Raw genomic sequence first — 25,629 nt, forward strand, 5'->3', positions numbered from 1 at the left:
GTTACTCAGATTACTTGAGTACATGGGCTTACTTGAGCACATAGCAGGGCGTGTAGGGCTGCCCATCCAGTTTCATGCGGCCCTGGGCCACGAAGGAGCTGAGCAGAGCGTCCAGCCGCTGCATCAGCTCGGGCTCTGCCGTCAGCTCGAAAGGCCCGTGGGCCTCGATGGCCCGAATGCCCGGCTCTTTCACGTTGCCTGCCACGATGCCCGAAAAAGCACGGCGCAGATTGGCTGCCAGCTCGTGGGTGGGCTGCTGGCGGTGCAGCGCCAGGCTGCGCATGGCCTCATGGGTAGGCTCGAAGGGGGCCTGGAATTCGCGGGCAATGGTCAGACGCCAATTGTAGTAGAACGCATCCTGGTGCTGGCGGCGGAACTCGCTGATCTGCTGTATGCCATCGCGCATGGTGCGTGCCACGGCCGTCGGGTCGCCGGTGATGATGGTGTAGAAGCGGCGGATCTCTTCACCCAGGGTGTAGACCAGAAACTCGTCGATTTTCTCGAAATACTCGGCGGAACTGGCGGGGCCGGTGAAGACCAGCGGGAAGGGAATGTCCTGGTTGCTGGGGTGCAGCAGAATGCCCAGCAGGTAGAGAATCTCTTCGGCGGTGCCCACGCCGCCGGGGAACACGATGATGCCGTGGCCCAGGCGCACGAAGGCTTCCAGGCGCTTTTCGATGTCCGGCATCACCACCAGTTCATTGACGATCGGGTTGGGGGCTTCCGCGGCAATGATGCCTGGCTCGGAAATGCCCAGGTAGCGGCCCTCCTTGCGGCGCTGCTTGGCATGCGCCACATTGGCCCCTTTCATGGGACCTTTCATGGCCCCTGGGCCGCAGCCGGTGCAGATGTCCAGGTCGCGGAGCCCCAGGTGATAGCCGACGTCCTTGGTGTATTCGTACTCTTCACGGGAAATCGAGTGGCCGCCCCAGCACACTACCAGGCTCGGGTCGCGGCCCGGCTTCAGCGTGCCCGCCTTGCGCAGAATGTGGAACACGGCATTGGTGGTGCCTTCGCCGGTGCTGAGGTCGAAACGATTGTGGTGCTGGATCTCGTTATAGACGTAGACGATGTCACGGATGATCGACGACAGGTGCTCACGAATGCCGCGTATCATGCGTCCGTCAACGAAGGCTTCCGCTGGAGCGTTGGTGAGCTTCAGGCGTATGCCGCGATCCTGCTGCAGCACTTCGATGTCGAAATCCTTGTAGGCTTCGAGGAGGGCCAGGCTGTCATCGGTGGGGCTGCCGCAGTTGAGTACGGCGAGGGCGCAGCGGCGCAACAAATCATGTAACCCGCTTTTCGAGGTGCTCTTGAGGCGATTGACCTCGTGCTGGGACAGCACTTCCAGGCTGCCTTCGGGAGAAATGATGCTGGAAATGGTGGCGCGGGGTGCTGAAGGTTGCGTCATTGTATGGACTATCCCTGAGTATGATCATGACCAACCGGCATACTAGCATGCCGCTCATTCACGTTCAGCAGCCTTGCTGCGCCTCGGGGGTGCCATGGCCGAGGCGGGCGCATTTTATGCTAGGCTAGAGGCTTGGCGCTGGCAGGCATCCGCGTTAGGCGCCCTAATGATCCTCACTGTGACAGTGACCGTTAATGATGAAGTTGCCGGGAAACCATGTTCAACGCTCAATACTTTCGTACCTTTATCACGCTGGTGGAGACGGGCAGTTTCACGCGCACCGCACGACGCCTTGAAATGACGCAGCCGGGCGTCAGCCAGCATGTCAGAAAGCTGGAAACCTATCTGGATAAAGCGCTGATCGAGCGTCACGGGCGCAGTTTTACGCTCACCGAGTCCGGCCGCCGCGCCTATGACTACGCGCTGAAGCTGTTTGCCGAGCATGAACAGTTCAGGCATGGGCTGGACGATGATTCGCTGGATAGCGGCGAGTGCCGCATTGCCTCCCCGGGCAGCGTTGGGCTGATGTTCTACCCCTACATCCTGGGGCAGCAGCAGATGCACCCCAGCCTGACCGTCAACTACAGCTTTGCCTTCAATCATGAAATCGTCAACGACCTGTTGGAAGGGCGTTACGATATCGGCATCGTCACCGAGCAGCTCAACCATACCGAGCTTGCCTGCACCGTCTGGCACAAGGAGCCCTTGTGCCTGGTGGTACCCGCCGACTTCGCTGGCAGTTCCCTGGCCGAGCTGATGGGGTTAGGCTTCATCAATTACTACGATGGCATCAATCACGCCAACGCGCTGCTGCGGGCCAATTTCCCCGACGAGTTCCGCTCCATGACGCATTTTCGCCACCAGGGGTTTACCAACGAAGTCAGCATGGTGCTGGACGCCGTGGCCCGGGGGCTTGGCTTTACCGTTGTGTCACGGCTGGTATTGGAAACTTCTCCCTGGCAGCGCCAGGTGAAGCCGCTGCCACTGTCGCAGGTCATTCACGAAGTGCTCTATCTGCTGCGGCGCAAGGATTCCGTGTTGCCCAAGCGTTACGAGAAGCTGCTCAAGGGCTTCCATGACCAGCGGCTACAAGAAACGACGCCTCTGGAACCCTGAACAGGGCCCCAGAGGCGCGAGGGGAGGCTTGCCTAGCGGCGGTATTCGTCAATGCTGGGGCACGAGCACACCAGTTGGCGATCACCAAAGACGTTATCCACTCGGTTGACCGACGGCCAGTACTTGGCGGCGGCGACGGCTTCGCTGGGGAAAGCCCCTAGCTGGCGGTCATAGGGGCGCTGCCAGTCGCTGTCCATGACGTCGGCCTGGGTATGCGGCGCATTGACCAGCGGGTTGTTGTCCAGCGGCCACTCTCCATTCTCGACGCGCGCGATCTCTTCACGAATGGCAATCATCGCGTCGCAGAAGCGGTCGATCTCGTAGAGTGATTCGGACTCGGTAGGCTCGATCATCAGCGTGCCGGGTACCGGGAACGACATGGTCGGCGCATGGAAGCCATAGTCCATCAGTCGCTTGGCGATATCTTCTTCACTGATACCCGAGGCGCTCTTGAGCGGGCGGATGTCGATGATGCACTCGTGGGCCACATAGCCGTTCTGGCCGCGATAGAGAATCGGGTAGGACGAGGCCAGCCGTTTGGCGATGTAGTTGGCGTTGAGAATGGCGATCTCCGTTGCCTCGCGCAGCCCCCGCGCGCCCATCATTTTGATGTACGCCCAGGAGATGGGCAGGATCGAGGCGCTGCCAAAGGCGGCAGCAGACACTGCGCCGCCGGGCTGTACGCCATCGATGGGCGTGACCACGTGGTTGGAAACGTAAGGAGCCAGATGCGCCTTGACGCCAATGGGGCCCATGCCTGGACCGCCACCCCCGTGAGGAATGCAGAAGGTCTTGTGCAGGTTGAGGTGCGATACATCCCCGCCGAAATCGCCTGGGCGTGTCAGCCCCACCTGGGCGTTCATGTTGGCACCGTCCACGTAGACCTGACCGCCGTGCTGGTGAATCACCTCGCACACCTGACGAACGTGGGACTCGAATACGCCGTGGGTAGACGGGTAGGTGATCATCACCGCCGAGAGCCGCTCGCTGTACTGCTCGGCCTTCTGGGTCAGGTCGGTCAGGTCGATGTTGCCGTTGGCGTCGCACTCGACCACCACCACCTCCATGCTCAGCATGGCGGCAGATGCCGGGTTGGTGCCGTGGGCAGAGCTGGGAATCAGGCACACATCCCGGTGGGCTTCCCCTTGGGCGGCCTGGTAGCGGCGAATGGCCAGCAGGCCGGCATATTCGCCCTGAGCGCCAGAGTTGGGCTGCATGGAGATATGATCATAGCCGGTCACTTCCACCAGGAAAGCGGCCAGCTCGTCGATCATCTGATGATAGCCCGCCACCTGGTCGCGAGGTGCGAAGGGGTGCAGGTGCGCGAAGGCAGGCCAAGAGACCGGAATCATCTCGCTGGTGGCGTTGAGCTTCATGGTGCATGAGCCCAGCGGAATCATGGCATGGGCCAGTGAGAGGTCCTTGTTCTCAAGGCGTTTTAGGTAGCGCAGCATTTCGGTTTCGCTGCGGTAGCGCGTGAACGTCGGATGGCTCAGGAAGTCGCTTTCCCGCTGGTACTCTGCCGGAATGCCTGCCAGCTTGCCTTCCACCACTTGCTCGTCGAGGGCGGCGACGGAAAGACCGTGCTCATCGCCGAGCAGCACATCGAACAGGGTCGCGACGTCATGGGCCGTCGTGGTTTCGTCGAGGCTGATGCCGACATCGCCATTGGCGAAATAGTGCAGGTTGATGTCGTGGGTCATGGCGCGGCCATGGATCTTGCCTGCATCGACCTGGGTAAGGCGCAGCGTATCGAACCAGCTATCGTTGGCCAGCTGCACACCCGCCTGTTGCAGGCCGGTGGCCAGCAGGGTGGTCAGACGGTGAACGCGGCCAGCAATTTTGCGCAGCCCCTCGGCACCGTGATAAGTGGCATAGAAACCGGCAATGTTGGCCAGCAGCGCCTGGGCGGTACAGATGTTGGAAGTGGCCTTCTCGCGACGAATGTGCTGTTCGCGGGTCTGCATGGCCATGCGCAGCGCGGTCTTGCCACGGCTGTCTTTTGAAACGCCGATGATGCGGCCCGGAATGGAACGCTTGAGCTTGTCGGAGGTGGCAAAAAACGCCGCGTGGGGGCCACCGAAGCCCATGGGTACGCCAAAGCGCTGCGAGCTGCCCACGACGATGTCGGCACCAAAGATACCGGGCTCTTTCAGCAGTACCAGGCTCAGCAGATCCGTGGCGACACAGGTCATGATGCCCTTTTCCTGGGCCTTGGCGAGCAGCGGCGCGAGGTCGGTGATGTTGCCGCTGGCGGACGGGTACTGAACCAGCGCGCCGAACACCTCCTCGTCTGCCAGTTGCTCCGCCGGTGCAATCTTCAGTTCGAAGCCAAAGAATTCCGCGCGGGTTTTGATGACGTCCAGGGTTTGCGGGAAGACGTCTTCGGCCACGAAAAAGGTGTTGGATTTGCTCTTCTTGTTGCCACGTTTGCACAGCGCCATGGCCTCGGCGGCGGCGGTGGCCTCATCAAGCAGGGAGGCGTTGGCAAGCTCCATGCCGGTGAGATCCATGACCACCTGCTGGAAATTCAGCAGACCTTCCAGGCGCCCTTGAGAAATTTCGGGCTGGTAAGGCGTGTAGGCGGTATACCAGCCGGGGTTTTCCAGCACGTTGCGCTGAATCACGGCGGGCATGTGGGTATTGTAATAACCTTGGCCAATGTAACTTTTGGCCACGCGGTTCTGGCGTGCCAGCTGGCTCAGGTAATCCAGGGCTTCTGCTTCACTACGGGGGGCGTCCAGTGCCAGTTCGCGGCCCAAGCGAATGTCGCTTGGCACGGTCTGCTCGATCAGATCTTCCATGCGCTGCAAATCGAGCGCTTTTAGCATGGTGGCGACATCGTCGGGGCTAGGCCCGTTATGGCGTTTGATAAAAGCATCGTGGTCGGCCAGTTCGGCCAAACGGCGTGTTTCAAAAGGCATGGGAAGGTTCCGAACGTGATGAGTAAACCGTGGGGTCTCAGGGCAGCCGGTTCAGCGTGGCTACGGTGCAGCGTGTCCAACCCGCCAAGGGGTAGGCGGCCGCGTGATGCATCAGGGTGTTAACGTGAACGCCTGCACGGAGGCAGGCGTTCGGGTAAAGCTTATCAATCGTCGGCGCTGAGCGACGCCTGATAGGCATCGGCGTCCAGCAGGCCTTCGAGGGCCTGGCCTTCGACGCGCACCTTCATGATCCAACCGCCTTCGTAAGGGGCTTCATTGACCGTTTCAGGCGCATCTTCCAGCGCTTCATTGACCTCGATCACTTCGCCATCCACCGGCGAGTAGAGATCAGAAGCAGCCTTGACCGATTCGATCACGCCAAACTCCTTGCCCTTGCTGAGGCTCTGACCGACCTCCGGCAGCTCGACGAAGACCACATCGCCCAGCGCTTGTTGGGCGTGGTCGGTGATGCCGACGGTAACGGTGCCGTCCTGATGATCCAGTACCCATTCGTGGCTGGCAGCGTAGCGCAAATTAGCTGGAAGATTGCTCATGAAGGTTCCCTTGTTAAACAGTGGAGTGAACGACAGCATACTAGCGTCTGTCGGTCAGCTTGGCGACTGTTGGGCACGGGTTGTCTAGTGTGCCATGTGCGTATGGTACCTTGTTTCCAATTGGAAACAAGTTTCTCATCAGTGGCAAAAAGAGAAAAAATTGGACGCCATTCACTTTGGGGCGACGCGCGTTTGATTTTCCAAAAAAAGAGGCTTTCTCTGCCGTTTGGCGACATGACCATGGATGTTCACCAGTAAGATGGTATAAAACATGCCAATCTTGCGTTTTTTCAGCGTGCAGTAGACGCTATGGTAGGCAGGCGTAGGAGCTTCTTCCCTGAGCGTCATGGGGGGAGCGTGACCGGACCTTTATAATAAACTTGCTAATCCTTCGGTTAAGGAGAGTCGTGTGGAAATGTTAACGAACCTATTAGGGGCCATTAACGGCGTGGTGTGGGGGCCGTTGATGCTGGTGCTGCTGCTGGGGGTGGGTATCTACCTGCAAATTGGCTTGAAACTGATGCCGATACGCAAGCTCGGCATGGGTTTCAAGCTAATGTGGCAAGGCCGCGATGTAAAACCTGCCGACAAGAGCGCATCGGAAGCCAGCAGTGACGGGGAAATTTCGCCGTTCAACGCCTTGATGACGGCGCTGTCCGCGACGATCGGCACGGGCAACATTGCCGGTGTCGCCACGGCCATCGCGCTGGGCGGGCCAGGTGCTGTGTTCTGGATGTGGATCACCGCGTTAGTGGGCATGGCAACGAAATTTGCCGAGGCGGTTCTGGCGGTGCGTTACCGTGAAACCGACAGCACGGGCAACCACATCGGTGGGCCGATGTTCTACATCAAGAACGGCCTGGGCAAAAAGTGGCTATGGCTGGGTGGTCTGTTTTCATTCTTTGGCGCCGTGGCCGCCTTTGGTATCGGTAATACCGTACAGTCCAACTCGGTGGCGGATGCCATGGATGCCACCTTTGGCGTTCCCCATTGGCTGACGGGGGTGATCATCATGGTGCTGGCCGGGGCAGTGATTCTCGGTGGTATCAAGCGTATTGCCAAGGTGGCCGGTAAGCTGGTGCCGATCATGGGGATTGCCTATGTACTGGCTGGGCTGCTGGTGCTGATCGTCAACGCGGGGCAAATTGGCGAGGCCTTTGGGCTGATCTTCTACTACGCCTTCAACCCGATTGCCGCTGCCGGTGGCTTTGCCGGTGCTGCCGTCATGGCGGCCATTCGTTTTGGTGTGGCCCGGGGTATCTTCTCCAACGAAGCGGGCCTTGGTAGCGCGCCCATCGCTCATGCGGCGGCGCAGACCCGGAACCCGGTTCGTCAGGGCTTGATCGCCATGCTGGGCACGTTCATTGACACGATCATCGTATGTACCATCACCGCGCTGGTCATTCTGACCTCGACGGTGTGGATCGATGGCGAAGCAGGGGCCTCTCTGACCGCGCTCTCCTTCGATGCGGCCTTGCCGGGCTTTGGTAATCAGATTGTGGCCGTGGCGCTGGCCGTCTTCGCCTTTACCACCATTCTGGGCTGGTCGTTCTACGGCGAGAAGTGCTGTCAGTTCCTGTTTGGCACGCGCTCCATCATGCTGTACCGCGTACTGTTCGTATTGGCCATCCCGCTGGGTGCCATCGCGCAGCTAGGCTTCATCTGGCTGATGGCCGATACCTTCAACGCGATGATGGCCATTCCCAACCTGATTGCGCTGGCGCTGCTGTCGCCGGTTGTGTTTAAACTCACTCGGGATTATTTTGCCGGTAAGGACATCCTGCCGGGTGAAGCCCTGGATCACGATAAATAAGCGCCTTTCACAGGCGGGAAGATAAGATCCACCAGAGCCGGGAAGCCTTTAAGGCTTCCCGTTTCTCTTTTGACCATTGAGGAAACCCATGACCGATCTTAAACGTACGCCGCTGCATGCACTGCACACTCAGCTAGGCGCGAAAATGGTGCCCTTTGCGGGCTATGAGATGCCCGTGCAGTACCCGTTGGGTGTGAAAAAGGAGCACGAGCATACGCGCCAGCAGTGCGGTCTGTTTGACGTGTCGCACATGGGGCAGATTCTGGTGTCCGGCGACGACGTGGCAGAAGCGCTGGAGACATTGATTCCCGCCGATCTGGTGGGGCTGAAGGTCGGCCAGCAGCGCTATGGCCTGTTTACCGGGACCGAGGGCGGAATCATCGATGACCTGATGGTTGTGAACGCTGGAGATCACTTCTATCTGGTGGTCAATGCGGCCTGCAAGGATCAGGATATTGCTCATCTACGCACCAACCTGGGTTCTACTCACCAGATCGACGTGCTGGACCGAGGTTTGCTGGCGCTGCAAGGGCCCCAGGCGCGTGATGTCATGCAGCGCCTGTGCCCCGCGGCCTGTGACATGACGTTCATGCAGCATGGTCGTTTCAGCCTGGCCGGTTACGAGGTGTGGATCAGCCGCAGCGGTTATACCGGAGAGGATGGCTTCGAGATTTCCGTGGCCGCAGAAGCGAGCCAGGCGTTGGCCGAAGCGCTACTCGCCGAACCGGAAGTGGAAGCGATTGGCCTGGGGGCGCGGGATTCCCTGCGTCTTGAGGCGGGACTGTGCCTTTACGGCCACGACATGGACATGACCACCACGCCGGTAGAGGCCAGCTTGATCTGGGCCATCGGCAAGCCGCGCCGCCATGGGGGAGAGCGCCCGGCAGGTTTCCCGGGGGCGGATATCATTCTGCATCAGGTGGATGCCAAGGATCATACCCGCAAGCGGGTCGGTCTGGTGGGGGAAGGGCGTGCCCCGGTACGTGAAGGCGTCACGCTGGTGGATGAGTCAGGCCAGGAGATCGGTCAGGTAACCTCCGGCGGGTTTGGCCCCAGCGTCGGTAAGCCCGTGGCCATGGGCTACGTGGAACGGCAATGGGAAGCGCCGGGCACGACGGTGTTTGCGCTGGTTCGGGGTAAGTCGCTGCCCATGACGGTCACGCCAATGCCTTTCGTGGAGCCAGGCTACTATCGAGGGTGAGGTACTTCTGTGCAAGCCCCCAAAAGCGGGGGCTTGCTCGATACCTTCTACCTCAATACCTTCTATCTCAACACCTGTCGCGGGTCGATGGGCTTGCCGCCCTGGCGCAGGTCGAAGAGCAGGTCATAGCGCTGCGTCGAGGCGCTTTGGCCGACTTCGCACAGGGCATCGCCAGCGCTCACCTGCTGGCCGACGTTGACCAGCAGTCGCTCGCAGAGCGCATATACGCTTTGCAGGTTGTCGGCATGATGCACGATCACCACCTCACCCAGCTGGCGCATGCCATCGGCAAAGCGCACTTCTCCAGGCGCCACGGCCTTGGCCTTGGCACCGGCCTGGGTGGCCAGCAACATCGGCTGTAGCGTACCACGGCTATCGGCACCAAAGCGCCGCACGACCCGATAATCTTCCAGCGGCCAGGGCCAGCGGCGTGCCGACGCGGGCAGGCTGGCGCTGGGCGTTGCCGCAGGCGTCGCGGGTGCTGCCGATGAGCCGCTCGACCCGCCACTGCTGGCTGCGACGGCTCTGCCGCTACCACTCAAGGGTACGCTGATGATCTGGCCCACCCGCAGTGCGGTGGCGGGGGTGCCAGGGTTGGCGCTTTGTATCCTGCCTGTGGTCGTGCCGAAATGGCGTGCAATGCCAGAGTAGGTATCACCCGCGCGTACCTGATAGCGGTAAGGCCCGCCTGAGGGGGCACGCTCCTGCTGGGTGGGAATCAACAGCCGTTGGCCGACGTTCAGGCGCTGAGCATTGACGCCCGGATTGAAACGCTCCAGACGCTCGATGGGCACATTGGCGCGAGCGGCCAACTGCCCCAAGGTGTCTCCTCGGCCTACCTCGATCCAGCCACCGCTCAATGTGCTGGCACTGCTGCTTTCCGAGGTGCGTTGGCTGGTCGCCGGTGTCGAGCTGGCACAGCCCGCCAGCAGGCTGACGATAAGGCAAGCGCTCAGCCAAAGCCCTAGTCGTGGTCGCTGAGGCTGTCCAGCAGCGCGTCTTTTTCCTGCCACAGTGAATTGATCCATGCGTGGAAGCGTTCCTTGTGCTGCGAATCTTCGTGGTAGTTGGCATCCTGCATCCACTCCGGGATGGCAATCTGCCGGGCTTCGAGGGTAATGGGGGCTTCTTTGCCACACAGAAAGCCCATGAAGGTTGGCGTCGGATTGGCATAGCTGATGGTGACATCAAGGATACCATCCAATTGGTTGCCCAGCAGGCTAAGTACTTGTCCGACGCCGCCCGCCTTGGGGCGTAACAGATGACGGTAAGGGCTCTGCTGAGCGTCACGCTTGAGCGGCGTGAAGCGAGTGCCTTCCACAAAGTTGAATATCGAAATGGGGGCGTGCCGTGCGCGGCGGCAGATACGCTCGGTGGATTCTCTGTCTACCGTAGCAAGCCTTGGGTTTTTGGCAATCTGTTCGCGGGTAAAGCGCCGCATGAAGGGGAATTCCAGTGCCCAAAAGGCCAGCCCGACAATCGGAATCCAGATCAGCTGATGCTTGAGAAAAAAGCGCGGCATCGGGATGCGGCGGTGCAGCGCCATGAACAGAATGAAAATATCGGTCCAGCTGCGGTGATTGGAGATGACCAGCCACCACTGCTCAGGCGTTAGGTTATCAGGCACCTGAATGGACACCTGAGGCTTCAACCACAGGCGCATCCACCAGAGGTTCACGCCGATCCAGTTCAAGGCCACCGCGCACAGTCCTTTCAGCAGCCACTCCTTGGCTTTACGGCCGGGAGTGATGACCTTGAGCAGCGTCAAAATAATCAGGGGCACACCCCAAACCAGTGTGTTCAGCGTCAGCAGCAAGATGCTGACAGCCCCTTTGATGATTGGCATACCGCGGTCCTCGATCTACTGATGCTACGCACAGAGCGGCTGCCAGGGCTCCCTGAGGGAAGGCGCGCCAGGAGCACTCTGCGCCTGTAGGGACAAATGCTAATGGAACAAGCGCAGACTGCCCAGCATAACTTTGCCGTGCGTGGCGTGATCAGTGGCGCGCCAGTCCGGGAGTTTTAATGTTTTCGATGAGTACGTTACGTAACGCATGGGCGGCCACCGAGAGCTCCTGGTGAGTCAATATGCCCACTCGACAGGCAATGCCGGGCTCGGTCAGCGGCAGGCAGTGGGCGCCTAGCTCGTCCATTTGTTGAATGCACATGGAGGGCACGGCGCTGACGCCTAGCCCCGCCGCGACCATGCGCCCTACGGTCGAGAGCTGATGGCTTTCGAAAGCCACGGGAAGCTCGATACCTTGCCTTGCCAACTCCTGCTCCAGCAAGCGCCTTACCATGGAGGGGCGTTGCAGTGTGATCATGTCGTGGCGCAGCAGCGCTTGCCAGTTCAGGCTGTGCCGGTGGGCCAGCGGGGAGCCGGGAGGGACGACAGCCACGAACTGATCTTCGAAGAGTGGCGTAAAGCTCAAGCTGCCAGCGCCCTCGGGGGCGAACGCGATGCCCAGCTCGACCTGCCTGGAGCGCACCATGTCCATGACTTCCTCATTGATGACATCGTGCACGGTGACGTTGATTTTGGGATAGCGCTGGCGAAACTTGACCAGCGCACCGGGTAGCAGATTACAAGCAAATGAGGGCATAGCGGCCACGCTCAGACGGCCCAGCTGTAGCGTGAAGCGCTGGCGCAAGCGCTCTTCGGTATTGTCCCACTGGGCCAGCAGGTGCTTGGCCAACGGAAACAGTGACTCGCCTTCAGGGGTGAGGCGAACGCTACGCGTGCTGCGAATCAGCAGCTTGCCGCCCAGTGAGTCTTCGAGCCCCTTGATGGCCAGGCTAAGTGCGGGTTGGGAAAGATGCAGGCGTTCGCATGCCTGAGTAAAGCTGAGTGTTTGGGCCACGGCCAGAAAGGCCCTGAGCTGCTTGACGGTCATGAGGACTCTTTATAAGTTATTAAAATAAATTGATAAGAAAAACAAACTTAACAAATATATCATCAAGCACAACACTGACTCTATCGAAGCAACTGCATCCAGCGCGCAGCTTTTGTGCCAGACTGGTCAGCAACCACGTAACGAACAATATCCGATAACGTTTTACCAACCACGTGAGGCAACACAATGGCAGGATTCGACAAGCGTGTATCTTCCTATGAAGAAGCGATGGAAGGCCTGGAAAGCGGCATGACCGTGATTGCAGGTGGCTTTGGCCTGTGTGGCATTCCCGAAAACCTGATTGCTGAAATCAAGCGCCGTGGGGTCAGCGACCTGACCGTGGTGTCCAATAACTGCGGTGTCGACGGTTTTGGGCTGGGCATCCTGCTCGAAGACCGCCAGATCAGCAAGATTATTGCCTCTTATGTAGGCGAGAACGCGCTGTTCGAGCGGCAGATGCTGAATGATGAAATCGAAGTGGTGCTGACGCCGCAGGGGACGTTGGCGGAAAAGATGCGCGCAGCTGGCGCAGGTATCCCGGCGTTCTTCACGGCCACCGGGTACGGCACGCCGATTGGTGAAGGCAAGGAAGTGCGTGAGTTCGACGGTCGTCACTATATCCTCGAAGAGGCCATCAAGGGTGACTTCGCCATCGTCAAAGGGTGGAAAGCCGATCGTTATGGCAACGTCATGTACCGTCACACTGCCCAGAACTTCAATCCCATGGCCGCCACTGCTGGCAAGATTACCGTGGTAGAAGTAGAGGAGATTGTTGAGCCAGGCGAACTGGAGCCCAGTCAGATCCACACTCCCGGCATTTATGTGGATCGCATCATTCAGGGCACGTTCGAGAAACGTATCGAGCAGCGCACCGTGCGCAGCTAATCAGTTTGCCTATTTTCCATTACTGCTCAACGACAAGAGGTGGCACCATGGCTTTGACACGCGAACAAATGGCACAGCGAGTGGCTCGTGAACTCCAGGACGGGTTCTATGTGAATCTGGGAATCGGCATTCCCACGCTGGTGGCCAACTATATCCCCGACGGCATGGATGTCATGCTGCAGTCGGAAAACGGCTTGCTGGGCATGGGGCGCTTTCCTACCGAGGAAGAAGTCGACCCTGACATGATCAATGCGGGCAAGCAGACCGTGACGGCGCGTCCCGGCGCGGCCATTTTCTCGTCAGCCGAATCCTTCGCCATGATTCGTGGTGGGCATGTGGACTTGACCGTGCTCGGCGCTTTTGAAGTGGACCAGGAGGGCAATATTGCGTCCTGGATGATTCCCGGCAAGCTCATCAAGGGCATGGGCGGCGCCATGGATCTGGTGGCGGGCGCAGAGAACATCATCTGCACCATGACTCACGCTTCCAAGCATGGTGAGTCCAAGCTACTGGAAAAATGCTCGCTGCCGCTGACCGGTGCTGGCTGTATCAACCGTGTTCTGACCGACCTGGCTTATCTTGAAATCAAGGACGGCGCGTTCATTCTCAAGGAGCGTGCGCCTGGGGTCAGCGTCGAGGAGATCGTCGAAAAGACCGCGGGCAAGCTGATCGTCCCCGACCATGTGCCAGAAATGACCTTCGACGCATGACGTGGGTGGCGTGGGTCAACGCGACTCACGCCATTTCGCAGCGGGCATGGAACGGCAGCAGAATTTCCGCTAGCCGTTTGTGATCATCTTCCACGTGGCGTTGTGTCAGTGAAAGCCCCCCGAGGCAAAGGCGGTGCTCATCGCCTTCGCTGAAGACGATTTTCTGCGGCATGGCGGGATAGAAGCGATGATCCAGCAGGCTGGACACCGAAAATACCCCGTTTTGTTGGCTATCGAGGGCATGCAGCCCCACGTGTTCCAGCTGTAGGCCCAGTGCGTCCAGCGAGGCATCCAGCGTGGCGCAATCGAATCCGGCATGATGCAGGCGTGGTCCCATGACGGCCAGCCAGGCAGCCAATGGGTGTGCCGTATACAGCTGTTGATAGAGTGCCCAGCTTGGCATGGGCCACGGACGCCCTCGGCACAGCAGGTTGTGGCCCTTGCAGTCGGCGGGGTGGCTCTGCTGTATCAGAGCGGTCAGGGCTTCTCTGGGTGTTCTGGAGAGCGCCCCGACCTGCAGCTCCGCCAGCACCAGCCAGCTACTGTCATCGTTGGGTGCCAGCAGGTGAATCAGTAACCCTTTGTCAGCCATGGCGTAGTGGCCGACGGAACGATAGCCCATTCTGGCCAAGGGGGCGCTAAGCGCACTGGTAGCGAAAGGGCCATGGTTGAGTGTTACCAGCGTCAGGTATTCTGCGCTGGTGCTGATGGGCCATAGCCTGAGTGCACCGATATCCGGATGATTATGGATATAGTCCAGCCAAAGCTGTTGTAAAAACTCCTCGCGCTGCATCGGGATTCCTCGCCGCCTACTGGCCTGGGTAAAACGAACACGGTTATCAAAAGCTCAGTATAGGCAAGCGAGCCTTGGCGGCTTCAACGCGAATCGATGGAGGTTTTAACGCCGGATGATCAGGCAGGGTCAGGAGGCGAGCAGCTGCTTGTCGCGAACGAACTGGTCGAACTCGGTGTAACCGCCCACGTGCTGCTGGTCGATGAAGACTTGCGGCACGGTGTGGATGGGCTTGCCAGCCGTTTTGGCAATATCTTCCTTGGTAACGCCTTCGGAAGGCATGTCGACGTAGCGATAGCCTTCGATCTTGCCACTGTTTTCCAGATGCTCGGCAAGCTGTTTGGCGCGTACACAGAAGGGGCAGGACATACGCCCAAAAATAACCACGAACATGGCAATGACTCCGTTGAGTAAGGTATGGCTTGTACAGTAGCGCCCCATTGTGGCGTAGCCCGAGGTGTTTCGCCAATAGCAGGACGCTACGCTCTCCATAAAGCCCTACAATAGGGGCCAGCAACACCGAGCATTCACAGGAGTATTCTCATGCAAGCCTTGCAGGCCCAGGACTATGGCTATCTGGCCGAGTTGGCGAACAGCTACCGAGACGCATCGTTAGCGGCGCTGAAAAAGGAGGCGCACTACAACCCTCGATTGAGCGTCGATGCGCTGTGTTTTCAATACGGCGAGGTGCGAATCAACGGCGCCAGCACCCTGGTCGGTGCGCTGATTACCCCGTGCGCATTATGGATGCTGGTGGTGCCTGAGCAGGCAACGCTGTCGGCCCCCCTGGAAGAGAGCCTGGTGGTGTCCTTGCCGTCTGGCCGTTATCGGATGACGCTCGAGCGCTTGCCGAACGGTATCGAGTTCTATCAGCGTTGCATTCTGAACGACCTGAGCGAGCTGGAGAGCCTGCAAGAGGCGTCTCGGCTTGCCCAGCGCATGATGGAGCAGTTGATGTCACTTGCTACTCTCTGAGTTTACTCGGTAGAAGGCAGAAGCCCGAGACTGCACCTATAATTTTAAGCGTTTATACCTTCATTTCAGTCGATTCGATAAAAGGAAGCCTGCATGTCAGCAGATAAAGCGTCAACGCCCCGTGTTGCAGTCGTCACCGGTACCAGCAGCGGTATTGGTGCCGCCGTGGTCCAGCATTTTTGCGAGCAGGGTCACCAGGTCTTGGCAGTGGATTTCAATGAGGCAGGTCAGGAGGTGGCCGATCAGGCCGGTGCGGCTTTCTACAAGGCCGATTTGACCGACCCGGACGCCTGCCGTGGTGCCATTGCCGACGCCGTGAAGCGCTTTGGTGGCGTGGATATCCTGGTGAACAATGCCGGTATTCAGCACGTGGCGGCCATCGAGTCTTTTCCAGAGGAGAAGTGGCGGCAAATCATCGACCTGATGCTCACCGCGCCTTTCCTGCTGACCCAGGCGGCTTGGCCGCACATGCGTCAGAAAGGGTGGGGGCGAGTCATCAATATCGCCTCTATCCATGCTCAGGTGGCGTCACCCGGCAAGGCCGCCTACATCAGTGCCAAGCACGGCATGATCGGTCTGACCAAGACGGCGGCCCTCGAAGGGGGTGAGCAGGGCATCACGGCCAATGCCATTTGTCCGGCCTACGTCAAGACGCCGCTGGTCGACAATCAGATTGCCGACCAGGCAAAGCTCAATAATATGGGTGAGCAGGAAGTGATCGAGAAGATCATGCTGAAAAACGCAGCGGTAAAACGCCTGATCGAGCCTTCCGAAGTGGCCCAGCTAGTCGCCTATCTGGCGTCGGATGCTGCGGGCGCAGTGACCGGTGCCAGCTGGAACATCGACCTGGGCTGGACCGCCCACTAACGGCGTACCGGGCGCTTCTGCAGCTTGCGCTGAAGCGTCCGGCGATGCATGCCAAGGGCTCTTGCCGTGGCCGAAATGTTGCCATCGTGCTCCTGTAGCACTTTCTGGATGTGTTCCCAGGTAATGCGGTTGATCGAGGGCGGGTTGTCGGCCAGCTCCACGTTGGGGTCGGCTTCCGGGTGCTCGAAGGCCGCCATGACGTCATCGGCGTCGGCGGGTTTGCACAAGTAGTTGATGGCTCCCAGCTTGATGGCTTCGACGGCGGTGGCAATGCTGGAGTAGCCGGTGAGTACGACGATACGGCAGCCCGGCACGGTGTTGAGCAGCTCGGGCAGCAGTTTGAGCCCCGAGCTGTGCTCGAGCTTCAAATCCAGTGTGGCCATGGTGGGCAGGAACTGCGCGGCGGTCGCCATGGCTTGGTCGGCGTCATGGGCCACCATCACCTCGAAGCCACGGCGCGTCAACGCGCGGCTCAGTACGTGACAGAACATTTCATCATCATCCACGATCAACAGGCGCTGGTCTTGGTTCTGCATGGCATCCTCGATGGTCTGACTTGGCACTGATGGCAGGCTAGCCCGGTGCGGAGCAGCGTGGCAGCGTCACTTCCGTCAGTGTTCCCCCTTCCGGGTGATTATACAGGCTGACACCGCCACCAAACCGATTGATCGTGGCGTGCGTCAAAAAAAGCCCGATGCCCATTCCCTTGCTCTTGGTCGACACGAAGGTGTCACCCAGCTGGTCGGCAATCGACATGGCGATACCGGGGCCATGGTCGCGGATATCGATCACGACGCTTTCCTCGTGCCAATCCAGGCGAATGGCGATGTGCTCGGGGTTGGCGTCGGCGGCGTTGTTGAGCAGGTTGGTGAGCGCCTGATCGAGGGTGGCGTCCACGGCAATCCACGGCCGTCCCCGCCGCTCGGCCACGTCGAAATGGTGGTTGACGTCAGGACGAATCACCAGCCAGCGCTGAACCACGCCGGCCAGCCATATCTCGGCATCGAGGATTTCCGGTTCGGCCATGCGGCGTCGGTCGGCGTTGTTGACCAGGTGCTGCAGCCGGGATTTGCAGATATCCACCTGCTGACGCAGCAGTGCGATGTCATCGGCGAGCGCAGAGCCTTGCGCTACATCGGTCTGCATCTCCTTCAACAGCACGGCCATGGTCGACAGCGGCGTGCCCAGCTCATGGGCGGTGCCAGCGGCCTGAGTGGCCACTGCCAGCACCTGCTCGTTGCGTAGCGCGGCTTCCCGGGTGCGTGACAGTGCCTTGTCGCGGCTGCGTAGGGCATGGGCCATCTTGTAGATGAAAAAAGTCACGAGCCCTGCCGACAGGCCAAAATTGAGCCACATGCCCAGCACGTGCAGGCTTAAAGGGCCGTCACTGCTGATATGACCTAGCTGCGGAATGGGGTGGTAGAAAAACATCAGGAAGGTATAGCCGCCCATGGCACAGGCAGCAATGATCCAGGCATGTCGCCACGGCAGCGTGGCAGCGGCAATGGTCACCGGCACCAGGTAGTAGGTGATGAAAGGGTTGGTAGACCCCCCGGAAAAATAGAACAGCAGCGTCAGGCCGGTAATGTCTGCCAGCAGGTGGGCCAGATACTCGATATGGGTGACCGCCCTGGGGCGGCCCAGCCGCCACCAGGTGGCAATGTTCAGCATGCCCATGGCAATGACTACGCTGACCACCGCCGTGACCGGCAGATTGAACGCCAGCAGCTCGATGCCGACGATGATCGCCATCAGAAAGCCCGTCCAGGTAATCCCCCGGACGATGGTCAGCCGGACCAGATTGCGGTTGGGCGTGGAGAGCGGTAGGGGCAGGGCGGTAGCCATGGACGATTACTTGTTCGATGTCTTGACGCTATGAATCACGAACTTGATGAATAGCGTCATGACGAAGGTTAACCAACCCGCCGATGCCAGCAGGTTGAACAGCAATATCTTGGGTGGCAGCCAGGCACTCCCCAACAGCGTTTCCAGCAGGATATGGAAAAACATGGCCAGCAACAGGGGCAGGGCCAGGGTATGCATCCACATGTCGGTGCGCCGCTTGCGGATATGGTAACGCATCAGCAGGTAGCGCAGCGGTCGGTGTGCCCAACTGAACAGCAGCAGCGCGCCTACCACGAACAACATGGCCAGCGTCGGCTCGGTACTTTGTTGATACATGGAAATGGAGATCGACCAGGCAAGGCCTAGCCACACCAACCCCTCTATGCTGGCAATGACATCCGCATAGCGTCGTACGTTCTGCATAAACAACAGCATCCTTGGTCTTACAACGTGGCGTCATGATACGACACTTGGCTGGGCCTGTGGGGGTCGTGTGCAGATTTATCCCGCGGGGCGATTGGGTATACTGTGCAGCCGTGACACCCCTCTTTCACTTTCAAGACAGGACTTGCCGTGGACGCTATCACGATCACTCGCCCCGACGATTGGCACCTTCACCTTCGCGACGACGAGGCGCTGAATGCGGTGGTAGGCCATACCGCAGCCCAGATGGGGCGGGCCATCATCATGCCCAACCTCAAACCGCCGGTGACCACGACCGAGCAGGCCATGGCCTATCGTGAACGTATCCTGGCGGCCTTGCCGGCGGGTAGTGCGTTCGAGCCGCTGATGGTGCTATACCTCACCGATACGACGCCCGCAGAAGAGATCGAACGGGCTGTCGCCAGCGGTGTGGTCAAAGCGGTCAAGCTCTATCCGGCGGGGGCAACGACCAACTCGGCTTCCGGCGTCACCAATATCGCTCATTGCGACGCGGCCATTGCCACCATGGCGCGGCTGGGAATGCCGTTGCTGGTCCATGGCGAAGTGACCGACCATGATATCGACATCTTCGACCGTGAAGCCGTGTTCATCGAGCGCGTCATGAAGCCTCTGTTGGCTCGTCACCCGACGTTGAAGGTCGTGTTCGAACACATTACGACGCAGCAGGCCGCTGAATTCGTCGCTGACGCGTCGGACAATGTCGCAGCGACCATCACCGCTCACCACCTATTGTTCAATCGTAACCAGATGCTGGCCGGGGGCATTCGTCCTCACTACTACTGCCTGCCAATCCTGAAACGTGAGCAGCATCGTCAAGCGCTGTTGAAAGCGGCCACCAGCGGCAGTGCGAAATTCTTCCTGGGAACCGACAGTGCTCCTCACGCCAAGGGTGATAAGGAGTCAAGCTGTGGCTGCGCCGGCGCCTATACGGCACCTGCCGCTATCGAGCTTTACGCCATGGCGTTCGAGTCGGTTGGGGCACTGGACAAGCTGGAGGCCTTTGCCAGCCTGAATGGGCCGCGTTTTTATGGGCTGGCGCCCAATGGCGACACGATTACGTTGGTGCGCCGTGATTGGCAACTGCCGGAAAGCTACCCTTATACCGCAGGGCAGACCATCGTGCCTTTGCAGGCGGGTGAAACCCTGGCGTGGCAGATGGAGGCGTAAGAGGTCAGTCCCCATCGCCTGGCGGCGATGGGGGTTTCAGAGTCATTCGCTGGCCAGCTTCGACAGCATCTGGTTGACCATGCGTGAAGAGTGGTCGGCGGCCACTTCGAGGAACTGCTCGAAAGAGAGGTGGTTGTCACCGCTGCCCGGGATGTCGGACAGGGCGCGAATCACCACGAAGGGGCAGCCATACAGATGACAGGTCTGGGCAATGGCGGCACCCTCCATCTCGACCGCCAGCATGGTGGGGAACTGGGCGCGGGTCCTGGCTACCCGCTCCGGGTCGGCCATGAATGAATCGCCGGTGGCGACCATGCCTTCTCGCACCGTCACTTCGCCCAGGGCTGCAATGGCGCTGCGTGCCACGCTGCGCAGGTGTTCGCTGGCCGGGTAAGCCTCGGGCATGCCGGGCACCTGTCCCAGGGCATAGCCAAAGACCGTGGCATCTACGTCATGGTGGCGCACTTCGTCCGAAATGATCACATCACCAATGGCCAGGTCTGTGGCAAACCCGCCTGCAGACCCGGTGTTGATGATGGCGTCTGGCTGGTAGCGTTCCAGCAGAATGGCGGTTCCCACAGCGGCGTTCACCTTGCCGATGCCGGATTGGAGAATGACCACCTCCAGGCCATGCAGCGTGCCGGTATGAAACACGAAGCCTGCATGCTCGGCACGCTCAGCGCTCGCCAGTTGGCTCGCCAGAATGTTCACTTCTTGCGCCATGGCGCCAATGATACCAATACGTTGCACCGTGATATTCTCCGCGGGTCGGTGGGGATAAGGCGTTCGTTGCCGGGTTCAATGCTGCTGATCGTGTCGCTCAGCGGCTTCCAGCGTGTTTTCGAGCAGAGTGGCTACCGTCATGGGGCCTACGCCGCCGGGCACGGGAGTAATGTAGCTGGCGCGCTCGACCGCTGCGGTAAAGTCCACGTCGCCAATCAGACGGCCATCGTCCTGGCGGTTGATGCCCACATCGATGACGACCGCGCCGGGTTTGATCCATTCACCCTTCACGATACCCGGTTTTCCGACGGCGACCACCACCAGGTCTGCACGGCTGACGTGGCTTGCCAGGTCGCGTGTAAAACGGTGGCAGACCGTCGTTGTGCAGCCTGCCAGCATAAGTTCTAGCGCCATGGGGCGACCGACGATATTGGAGGCGCCGACGACCGTGGCATCCATGCCGCGTACGGCAATGCCGCTTTGCGTCAGCAGGGTCATGATGCCCTTGGGTGTGCAGGGGCGTAGAGAAGGCAGCCGCTGGGCCAGGCGGCCAAGGTTGTAGGGGTGGAAGCCATCTACGTCCTTGTCGGGCCGGATGCGCTCCAGAATGGGGCCGGCATCGAGATGTGCCGGCAAAGGGAGCTGCACCAGGATGCCGTCGACGCTGGGGTCGGCGTTGAGTTCGTCTACCAGCGCTTCGAGGGCGGATTGTGAGGTATCCGAGGGCAGGGCGTGTTGGAAAGAGAGAATGCCTGCCTGCTCACAGGCGCGGTGCTTGTTATTGACATAGACATGTGAGGCTGGGTCCTCGCCGACCACGACCACGGCTAGTCCGGGCGCACGCACACCTTCCTGCTGACGTGCCTGAATGCGGGCGGCAACGCGTTGACGGACATGAGCGGCGATGGCTTTACCATCGATGAGTTGGGCGGTCATGTAGTGAGATCCCTATTGAAAATGGAGAAGCGAACAAAAGATATGGCTCGGCAAGCGAGCAATTCGGCTGTGCAATTTTCGCATGGCCGGGCGGTCAGGCAAAGCATCGATCGAATCAAACGCTTTAAGTGTTGACTTTAGAATCAGAAATAGTAATATATGCCTCGCTTGAGACGGGACACGCAGCAGCGTTCAAGGCAAGTATCGGGATGTAGCGCAGTCTGGTAGCGCGCCTGCTTTGGGAGCAGGATGTCGGGGGTTCGAATCCCTCCATCCCGACCATTTACTTGAAGCCGATTACTTGAAGTTAAAAGTAACACTGCTTTCCAGGCTTTGGTTGTGGTCAAGTGCTCATCGGTATCTTTGGATACATTATGTGCGCCCATAGCTCAACCGGATAGAGCAACGGCCTTCTAAGCCGTAGGTTGCGGGTTCGAGTCCTGCTGGGCGTGCCATCAAGAATGCGAAATCGTATTCTCCTGTCGTTATTATCAAGCATCTGTTTTGTCATGGTGGGTGTAGCTCAGTGGTAGAGCCCCGGATTGTGGCTCCGGTGGTCGTGGGTTCGATCCCCATCATCCACCCCATCGACAAAACGTTCTGCAGTATCCAGGTTGTGGTGGGTGTAGCTCAGTGGTAGAGCCCCGGATTGTGGCTCCGGTGGTCGTGGGTTCGATCCCCATCATCCACCCCATTAACCTGATCATGTTTCTTCCTCGAAATTCTCGTTCTACTCTTCTCGTTGTTTTCAATCATCCGCCTATCCTTCGTCGCCTACTGTGGCACGATTATCTTGGCATGACTTTGATGTTACTTCCCTCCGCGCGTGTTATTTCCATGGGTGTGCCCAAAAGATAGCCTTGCGCATAGTCGATGCCCAGTTCGTGTAGCTTATCCAGGGTTTCCTGCGTTTCCACGAATTCAGCCACCGTTTCAATATGCAGGGCCTTGCCCACGGCGTGAATAGCTTCCACCATGGCGCAATCAATGGGGTCCTGGTGCAGATTGCGGATGAAGCGGCCATCAATCTTGAGATAGTCGACCGATAGCTGTTTGAGATAGCCAAACGACGACAGGCCGGTTCCAAAATCATCCAGCGCAAAATGGCAGCCCATCGACTTCAAGGTTTGAATCAGCTCGCTGACTTTCGAGAGCTGCGCGATGGCAGCGCTTTCGGTGATCTCGAAGCACAGAGTGCCAGGGGGTAATTTGGCGGCGCGTACCTGGCGAATCAGCTCATGACAGAAATCGCTGTCGGACAATGAATCGCCAGACAGGTTGATCCCCCAGCGACCAACGATATCGGGTTCGGCACTGCGGCAGCGGTCACTTAGCCAGGCCAGCGTGTTGCGAATGACCCAGCGGTCGATGCGCGGCATGAAATGGTAGCGTTCGGCGGCGGGTAAAAAGCTGCCGGGGGTAATCAGCTGACCATGCTCTTCCAAGCGTATCAAAATCTCCTGATATCCCTTGTGAGGGGCGCACACAGGGTAGATTGGCTGTGCAAACAGGCGGAAAGTGTCGTTGTCCAGAGCATTTTGCAAGCGCTGTACCCACTGCAGTTCCCCGTGTCTTTCCAGCAGCAGCTGGTCGTCGGGCTGGTAGCAGTGGATCCGGTTGCGGCCTGCCTCCTTGGCGCTGTAGCAAGCCGCGTCGGCCGCATGCAGCGTGTCGGCAAGGCGCATGGGGTGGGCTGAGGTAATGGCGACGAGCCCAATGCTGACACCGATGCCGAAGGTGTGCTCCTGCCAGGCAAAGCGGAACTGCTCTATATCGCTGCGTAGCGCTTCGCAAATTAGTTGGGCCTTTTCCAACGAGCAGTCGGGCAGCAGCAGCGCAAACTCATCGCCCCCCAGGCGCGCCACGGTATCGCTACTGCGGACATGCGCTTTCAGCTTGCGCGCCACCTGACGAAGCAGCTCATCACCTGCCTGGTGGCCGCAGGTGTCATTGACGATCTTGAACTGATCCAGGTCCAGGTAGCAAAGCGTGTGGTCGCCTCCCGGCTGTGCCAGTAGTTTGCCGAGCAGCGATTCGAAGGCGCGGCGATTGACCAGTTCGGTCAAGTTGTCGTGGGAGGCCTGATAGCTGAGCTGTTCGGAGAGCTTGCGCGTCAGGCTGACATCCTGAAAGACCACGACAGCACCCAGGGTGATGCCGCTGCGCGAGCGAATAGGCGATGCGCTGTGCTGGATCGGGTAGCGCTTGCCATTGCGGTGCAGCAGCATGCTGGGGTCGGTGTATTGAAGTGGACGATGCTGGGTCAGGACATGGCGGGCGGGATTGTTGATTGGTTCGTCGCTATGTTCGTCACGCAGCTGATAGATACGGTGAATCGGTTTGTTCGAGGCTTCGCTGGCGTCCCAGCCGGTCAAGCGCTGCGCTTCGCTGTTCATGAAGGTAATGTTGCCACTGGCATCGCAGGTGATCACCCCGTCGCCAATGGAGGCGAGCGTGGTGCGGGCAAGATCGCGCTCTCGATTCAGCTGCTCCTGCAGCAGTTTGCGCTCGGTGATGTCGCGCACCATGCCTGAACGTTCCGAGTGTGACCCCTCAGCCCCCTCGCTGACCTGAATTTCGAGATAGCGTACCTGTTGGTCTTCGGTGCGTCGCTTGATTTCCAACCGTGTGCCAGGCGTCAAGGAGCGGCGGGGTAACAGCGTGCTGATGGGCTGCCCAATGAGCTGTTGGGCTTGTACGCCGAACAAGGCCTCGGCGCCAGGGTTGAGGCTGGTAAGCGTGCCATCTGCCTGCCAGGTCAAGACGCCGTCACGCAGGTTACGCAGCATGACGCGGGTGTGGCCTACGGCGCGCTCCAGGGCGGCGGATACTCGATTGTAGCTGGCAGCGATTTCCCCTACCTCGGTAAACGGGTCGGCGTCGATACGCTGGCGCATGTCGCCCTGGCGTTCATGTTGGCGCATGTGTTCGAGGAGCTGATGCAGCTCATTCTTGGCGCCATGTTCCGCCAGGTTGAGTCCCATCTTTTCGGCATCGGGTGAAACTCGCAGAGGCATGAGACGCTTGCTCAGCTTTAGCAGTAGCCAAGCGATGCCAAAGCTCCATGCGCCGCACACAATCACCCCCATGAGCTGAACATGAAACTGCTCCCAGCGGCTCAGCGAGGTGCCCAGCGCTTCCAGGTTAGCCACCCAGGGCAGTGCCAGCGTGCCCCAGATGCCGGTGACAAGGTGGGCGGGAATGGCGCCTACGGCATCATCGACGCGTTTTTTGAGCAGCCACTCACTGGCGGCCACCATCAGTACGCCGCTAACGCTGCCCAGCATGAACGCAGCGTGCAGCGACAGGGCGTGAGCACCTGCCGTGACCGCGACCAGACCTGCAATGGCACCGTTGATCGCATACATGACGTCGGCATAACGACGAATACGCCAGCCCATCAACATGGCCGATAGAATGCCGCCTGTCGCGCCCAGCAGGGTGTTGGCGATAATGCCAGGAATGGCACTAGTCAATGCCAGGGTGCTGCCACCATTGAAGCCAAACCAGCCCAAAATCATGAACAGTGCGCCCAGCATGGCCAGCGGCAGGTTGCCCGCTGGAAAAGGGTTGGCGTTAACGCCGTCGCGAAAGCGCCCGGTGCGGGGGCCAATCACCAGAACGGCGGCCAGGGCCACCCAGCCGCCCACGCTATGCACTACCGTGGCTCCGGCAAAGTCGACGAACCCACGAGCGGCCAGCCAGCCAGGCGTGCCACCGAGTAAGCCCCCCCACGCCCAGTGGCCAAACACTGGGTAGATCAATAGTGCTATCCAGAAGGCTGTCCATAGGTAGCCCAGGAAAGGCATGCGTTCAGCCACTGCGCCCGCCACGATAGTGGCTGCGGTGGCGCAGAACATGGCTTGAAAGATGAACACGGTCATCAGCCAGGCGTTGCTGGCCTCCATCTCCCAGCCGAATAACGACAGCCCCAACCAACCCCCTTGGGAAACACCGAACATCATGCCAAAGCCGATCAGCCAGAAAACCGTCACCGAAACCGCAAAGTCGGCCAGGTTTTTCATGGCGACGTTAATGGCATTCTTGGTGCGGGTAGTGCCTGCCTCCAGGCACAGGAAACCCGCTTGCATGACGAACACCATGGCGGCGGCCCACAGCACCCATAAGGTATCGAGAAGCCTGGTCTCCAGAATCATTGCCATGTGCGGGTCCTTGTTGGTGCTTTTGTCGCTGCCTGGTGCAGGGTGTGCACTGCATTGGTGCTTCGGGGGTGGGTAAATGCGTCACTGTTGGGTAAAGGGAGCGGGAATCCCCGTCGCCGTGACGAACGCTTGCAGCACTGCTAATGTGAATCAAGCAAATGTCATGCCGTGGCTAGTGAACTCCTCCTTATTTTGGTTTTTTACGTGA

At 59.5% G+C, this 25,629-nt stretch carries 22 protein-coding genes and 4 tRNA genes; 12 read left to right on the plus strand and 14 right to left on the minus strand.

Annotated elements, in window-relative coordinates; translation table 11 throughout:
• Positions 1-28: 28 nt before the first annotated feature.
• Positions 29-1,411 carry a nucleotide 5'-monophosphate nucleosidase PpnN gene (ppnN, locus tag HSS18214_RS0102710; RefSeq protein WP_016913772.1) on the minus strand — a complete coding sequence of 461 codons (1,383 nt, stop codon included), beginning with the start codon at positions 1,409-1,411 and terminating at the stop codon, positions 29-31.
• A gap of 216 nt (positions 1,412-1,627) precedes the next feature.
• Between ppnN and HSS18214_RS0102715 the strand changes: the two genes are divergently transcribed.
• Positions 1,628-2,527 carry a LysR family transcriptional regulator gene (locus tag HSS18214_RS0102715; RefSeq protein ID WP_016913773.1) on the plus strand — a complete coding sequence of 300 codons (900 nt, stop codon included), beginning with the start codon at positions 1,628-1,630 and terminating at the stop codon, positions 2,525-2,527.
• A gap of 32 nt (positions 2,528-2,559) precedes the next feature.
• On the opposite strand, the gene gcvP is transcribed toward HSS18214_RS0102715, so the two are convergent.
• Together gcvP and gcvH are read right to left on the minus strand one after the other, a co-directional pair.
• Positions 2,560-5,451, minus strand: coding sequence for an aminomethyl-transferring glycine dehydrogenase (gene gcvP / locus HSS18214_RS0102720; RefSeq protein ID WP_016913774.1), 2,892 nt, complete (start codon positions 5,449-5,451; stop codon positions 2,560-2,562).
• A gap of 164 nt (positions 5,452-5,615) precedes the next feature.
• The gene (gene gcvH / locus HSS18214_RS0102725) at positions 5,616-6,005 is read right to left on the minus strand and encodes a glycine cleavage system protein GcvH (protein ID WP_016913775.1); all 390 of its coding nucleotides are present in this window, start codon (positions 6,003-6,005) and stop codon (positions 5,616-5,618) included.
• 409 nt (positions 6,006-6,414) lie between these two features.
• Here gcvH and HSS18214_RS0102735 point away from each other — a divergent pair, with 409 nt between their 5' ends.
• Both HSS18214_RS0102735 and gcvT read left to right on the plus strand, forming a co-directional pair.
• A complete protein-coding gene (locus HSS18214_RS0102735) occupies positions 6,415-7,818 on the plus strand; it encodes an alanine/glycine:cation symporter family protein (RefSeq protein WP_016913777.1) in 1,404 nt (467 codons plus the stop codon).
• An 88-nt stretch (positions 7,819-7,906) separates the two neighbouring features.
• The gene (gene gcvT / locus HSS18214_RS0102740; RefSeq protein ID WP_016913778.1) at positions 7,907-9,019 is read left to right on the plus strand and encodes a glycine cleavage system aminomethyltransferase GcvT; all 1,113 of its coding nucleotides are present in this window, start codon (positions 7,907-7,909) and stop codon (positions 9,017-9,019) included.
• 62 nt (positions 9,020-9,081) lie between these two features.
• Here gcvT and HSS18214_RS0102745 read toward each other — a convergent pair whose 3' ends face one another.
• The 3 genes from HSS18214_RS0102745 to HSS18214_RS0102755 form a co-directional block, all read right to left on the minus strand.
• Positions 9,082-9,864, minus strand: a complete 783-nt coding sequence (locus HSS18214_RS0102745; RefSeq protein WP_026001679.1) for a LysM peptidoglycan-binding domain-containing protein — start codon at positions 9,862-9,864, stop codon at positions 9,082-9,084.
• A 119-nt stretch (positions 9,865-9,983) separates the two neighbouring features.
• On the minus strand, positions 9,984-10,865 hold the full coding sequence (gene yihG / locus HSS18214_RS0102750) for a 1-acylglycerol-3-phosphate O-acyltransferase, YihG family (protein WP_016913780.1): 882 nt from the start codon (positions 10,863-10,865) through the stop codon (positions 9,984-9,986).
• A gap of 151 nt (positions 10,866-11,016) precedes the next feature.
• On the minus strand, positions 11,017-11,913 hold the full coding sequence (locus HSS18214_RS0102755) for a LysR family transcriptional regulator (protein ID WP_016913781.1): 897 nt from the start codon (positions 11,911-11,913) through the stop codon (positions 11,017-11,019).
• Positions 11,914-12,099: 186 nt separating this feature from the next.
• Here HSS18214_RS0102755 and HSS18214_RS0102760 point away from each other — a divergent pair, with 186 nt between their 5' ends.
• Together HSS18214_RS0102760 and HSS18214_RS0102765 are read left to right on the plus strand one after the other, a co-directional pair.
• Entirely contained in the window at positions 12,100-12,798 is a 699-nt protein-coding gene (locus HSS18214_RS0102760; RefSeq protein ID WP_016913782.1) for a CoA transferase subunit A, read from the plus strand.
• A gap of 47 nt (positions 12,799-12,845) precedes the next feature.
• Positions 12,846-13,508: a CoA transferase subunit B gene (locus tag HSS18214_RS0102765; RefSeq protein WP_016913783.1), complete on the plus strand. Its 663-nt coding sequence runs from the start codon at positions 12,846-12,848 to the stop codon at positions 13,506-13,508.
• A 25-nt stretch (positions 13,509-13,533) separates the two neighbouring features.
• On the opposite strand, the gene HSS18214_RS0102770 is transcribed toward HSS18214_RS0102765, so the two are convergent.
• Both HSS18214_RS0102770 and HSS18214_RS0102775 read right to left on the minus strand, forming a co-directional pair.
• Positions 13,534-14,301, minus strand: a complete 768-nt coding sequence (locus HSS18214_RS0102770; RefSeq protein ID WP_016913784.1) for a VOC family protein — start codon at positions 14,299-14,301, stop codon at positions 13,534-13,536.
• A 129-nt stretch (positions 14,302-14,430) separates the two neighbouring features.
• Positions 14,431-14,694 carry a GrxA family glutaredoxin gene (locus HSS18214_RS0102775; protein WP_016913785.1) on the minus strand — a complete coding sequence of 88 codons (264 nt, stop codon included), beginning with the start codon at positions 14,692-14,694 and terminating at the stop codon, positions 14,431-14,433.
• A 150-nt stretch (positions 14,695-14,844) separates the two neighbouring features.
• On the opposite strand from HSS18214_RS0102775, the gene hybE reads away from it, so the two are divergent.
• Together hybE and HSS18214_RS0102785 are read left to right on the plus strand one after the other, a co-directional pair.
• A complete protein-coding gene (gene hybE / locus HSS18214_RS0102780; protein ID WP_016913786.1) occupies positions 14,845-15,276 on the plus strand; it encodes a [NiFe]-hydrogenase assembly chaperone HybE in 432 nt (143 codons plus the stop codon).
• 93 nt (positions 15,277-15,369) lie between these two features.
• Positions 15,370-16,143, plus strand: a complete 774-nt coding sequence (locus HSS18214_RS0102785; protein WP_016913787.1) for a 3-hydroxybutyrate dehydrogenase — start codon at positions 15,370-15,372, stop codon at positions 16,141-16,143.
• Here the strand turns inward: HSS18214_RS0102785 and HSS18214_RS0102790 are convergent.
• Genes HSS18214_RS0102790 through HSS18214_RS0102800 form a run of 3 tightly spaced genes read right to left on the minus strand, consistent with a single transcriptional unit; the run spans position 16,140 to position 18,411 of the window.
• A complete protein-coding gene (locus tag HSS18214_RS0102790; protein WP_016913788.1) occupies positions 16,140-16,679 on the minus strand; it encodes a response regulator transcription factor in 540 nt (179 codons plus the stop codon). The genes HSS18214_RS0102785 and HSS18214_RS0102790 overlap by 4 nt on opposite strands.
• Positions 16,680-16,716: 37 nt before the next feature.
• On the minus strand, positions 16,717-17,988 hold the full coding sequence (locus HSS18214_RS0102795) for an ATP-binding protein (RefSeq protein WP_016913789.1): 1,272 nt from the start codon (positions 17,986-17,988) through the stop codon (positions 16,717-16,719).
• Positions 17,989-17,994: 6 nt separating this feature from the next.
• A complete protein-coding gene (locus tag HSS18214_RS0102800; RefSeq protein ID WP_016913790.1) occupies positions 17,995-18,411 on the minus strand; it encodes a hypothetical protein in 417 nt (138 codons plus the stop codon).
• Positions 18,412-18,561: 150 nt separating this feature from the next.
• On the opposite strand from HSS18214_RS0102800, the gene pyrC reads away from it, so the two are divergent.
• Positions 18,562-19,599, plus strand: a complete 1,038-nt coding sequence (pyrC, locus tag HSS18214_RS0102805; RefSeq protein WP_016913791.1) for a dihydroorotase — start codon at positions 18,562-18,564, stop codon at positions 19,597-19,599.
• Positions 19,600-19,641: 42 nt separating this feature from the next.
• On the opposite strand, the gene mtnN is transcribed toward pyrC, so the two are convergent.
• Together mtnN and folD are read right to left on the minus strand one after the other, a co-directional pair.
• The gene (gene mtnN, locus HSS18214_RS0102810) at positions 19,642-20,349 is read right to left on the minus strand and encodes a 5'-methylthioadenosine/S-adenosylhomocysteine nucleosidase (protein ID WP_016913792.1); all 708 of its coding nucleotides are present in this window, start codon (positions 20,347-20,349) and stop codon (positions 19,642-19,644) included.
• 48 nt (positions 20,350-20,397) lie between these two features.
• On the minus strand, positions 20,398-21,258 hold the full coding sequence (gene folD / locus HSS18214_RS0102815; protein WP_016913793.1) for a bifunctional methylenetetrahydrofolate dehydrogenase/methenyltetrahydrofolate cyclohydrolase FolD: 861 nt from the start codon (positions 21,256-21,258) through the stop codon (positions 20,398-20,400).
• A 205-nt stretch (positions 21,259-21,463) separates the two neighbouring features.
• Between folD and HSS18214_RS0102820 the strand changes: the two genes are divergently transcribed.
• From HSS18214_RS0102820 to HSS18214_RS0102835, 4 genes are all read left to right on the plus strand, one after another.
• Positions 21,464-21,540, plus strand: a tRNA-Pro gene (locus HSS18214_RS0102820).
• 96 nt (positions 21,541-21,636) lie between these two features.
• Positions 21,637-21,713 (plus strand) — tRNA-Arg (locus HSS18214_RS0102825).
• 57 nt (positions 21,714-21,770) lie between these two features.
• Positions 21,771-21,845: transfer RNA gene (locus HSS18214_RS0102830), tRNA-His, on the plus strand.
• 32 nt (positions 21,846-21,877) lie between these two features.
• A tRNA-His gene (locus HSS18214_RS0102835) sits at positions 21,878-21,952 on the plus strand.
• 94 nt (positions 21,953-22,046) lie between these two features.
• Here HSS18214_RS0102835 and amt read toward each other — a convergent pair.
• Complete coding sequence (gene amt, locus HSS18214_RS0102840) at positions 22,047-25,421, minus strand: ammonium transporter (protein ID WP_016913794.1); 3,375 nt, start codon at positions 25,419-25,421, stop codon at positions 22,047-22,049.
• Between the last annotated feature and the right edge of the window lie 208 nt (positions 25,422-25,629).

Origin of the sequence: Vreelandella stevensii S18214, assembly GCF_000275725.1 — a bacterium.
Taxonomy (GTDB): domain Bacteria; phylum Pseudomonadota; class Gammaproteobacteria; order Pseudomonadales; family Halomonadaceae; genus Vreelandella; species Vreelandella stevensii.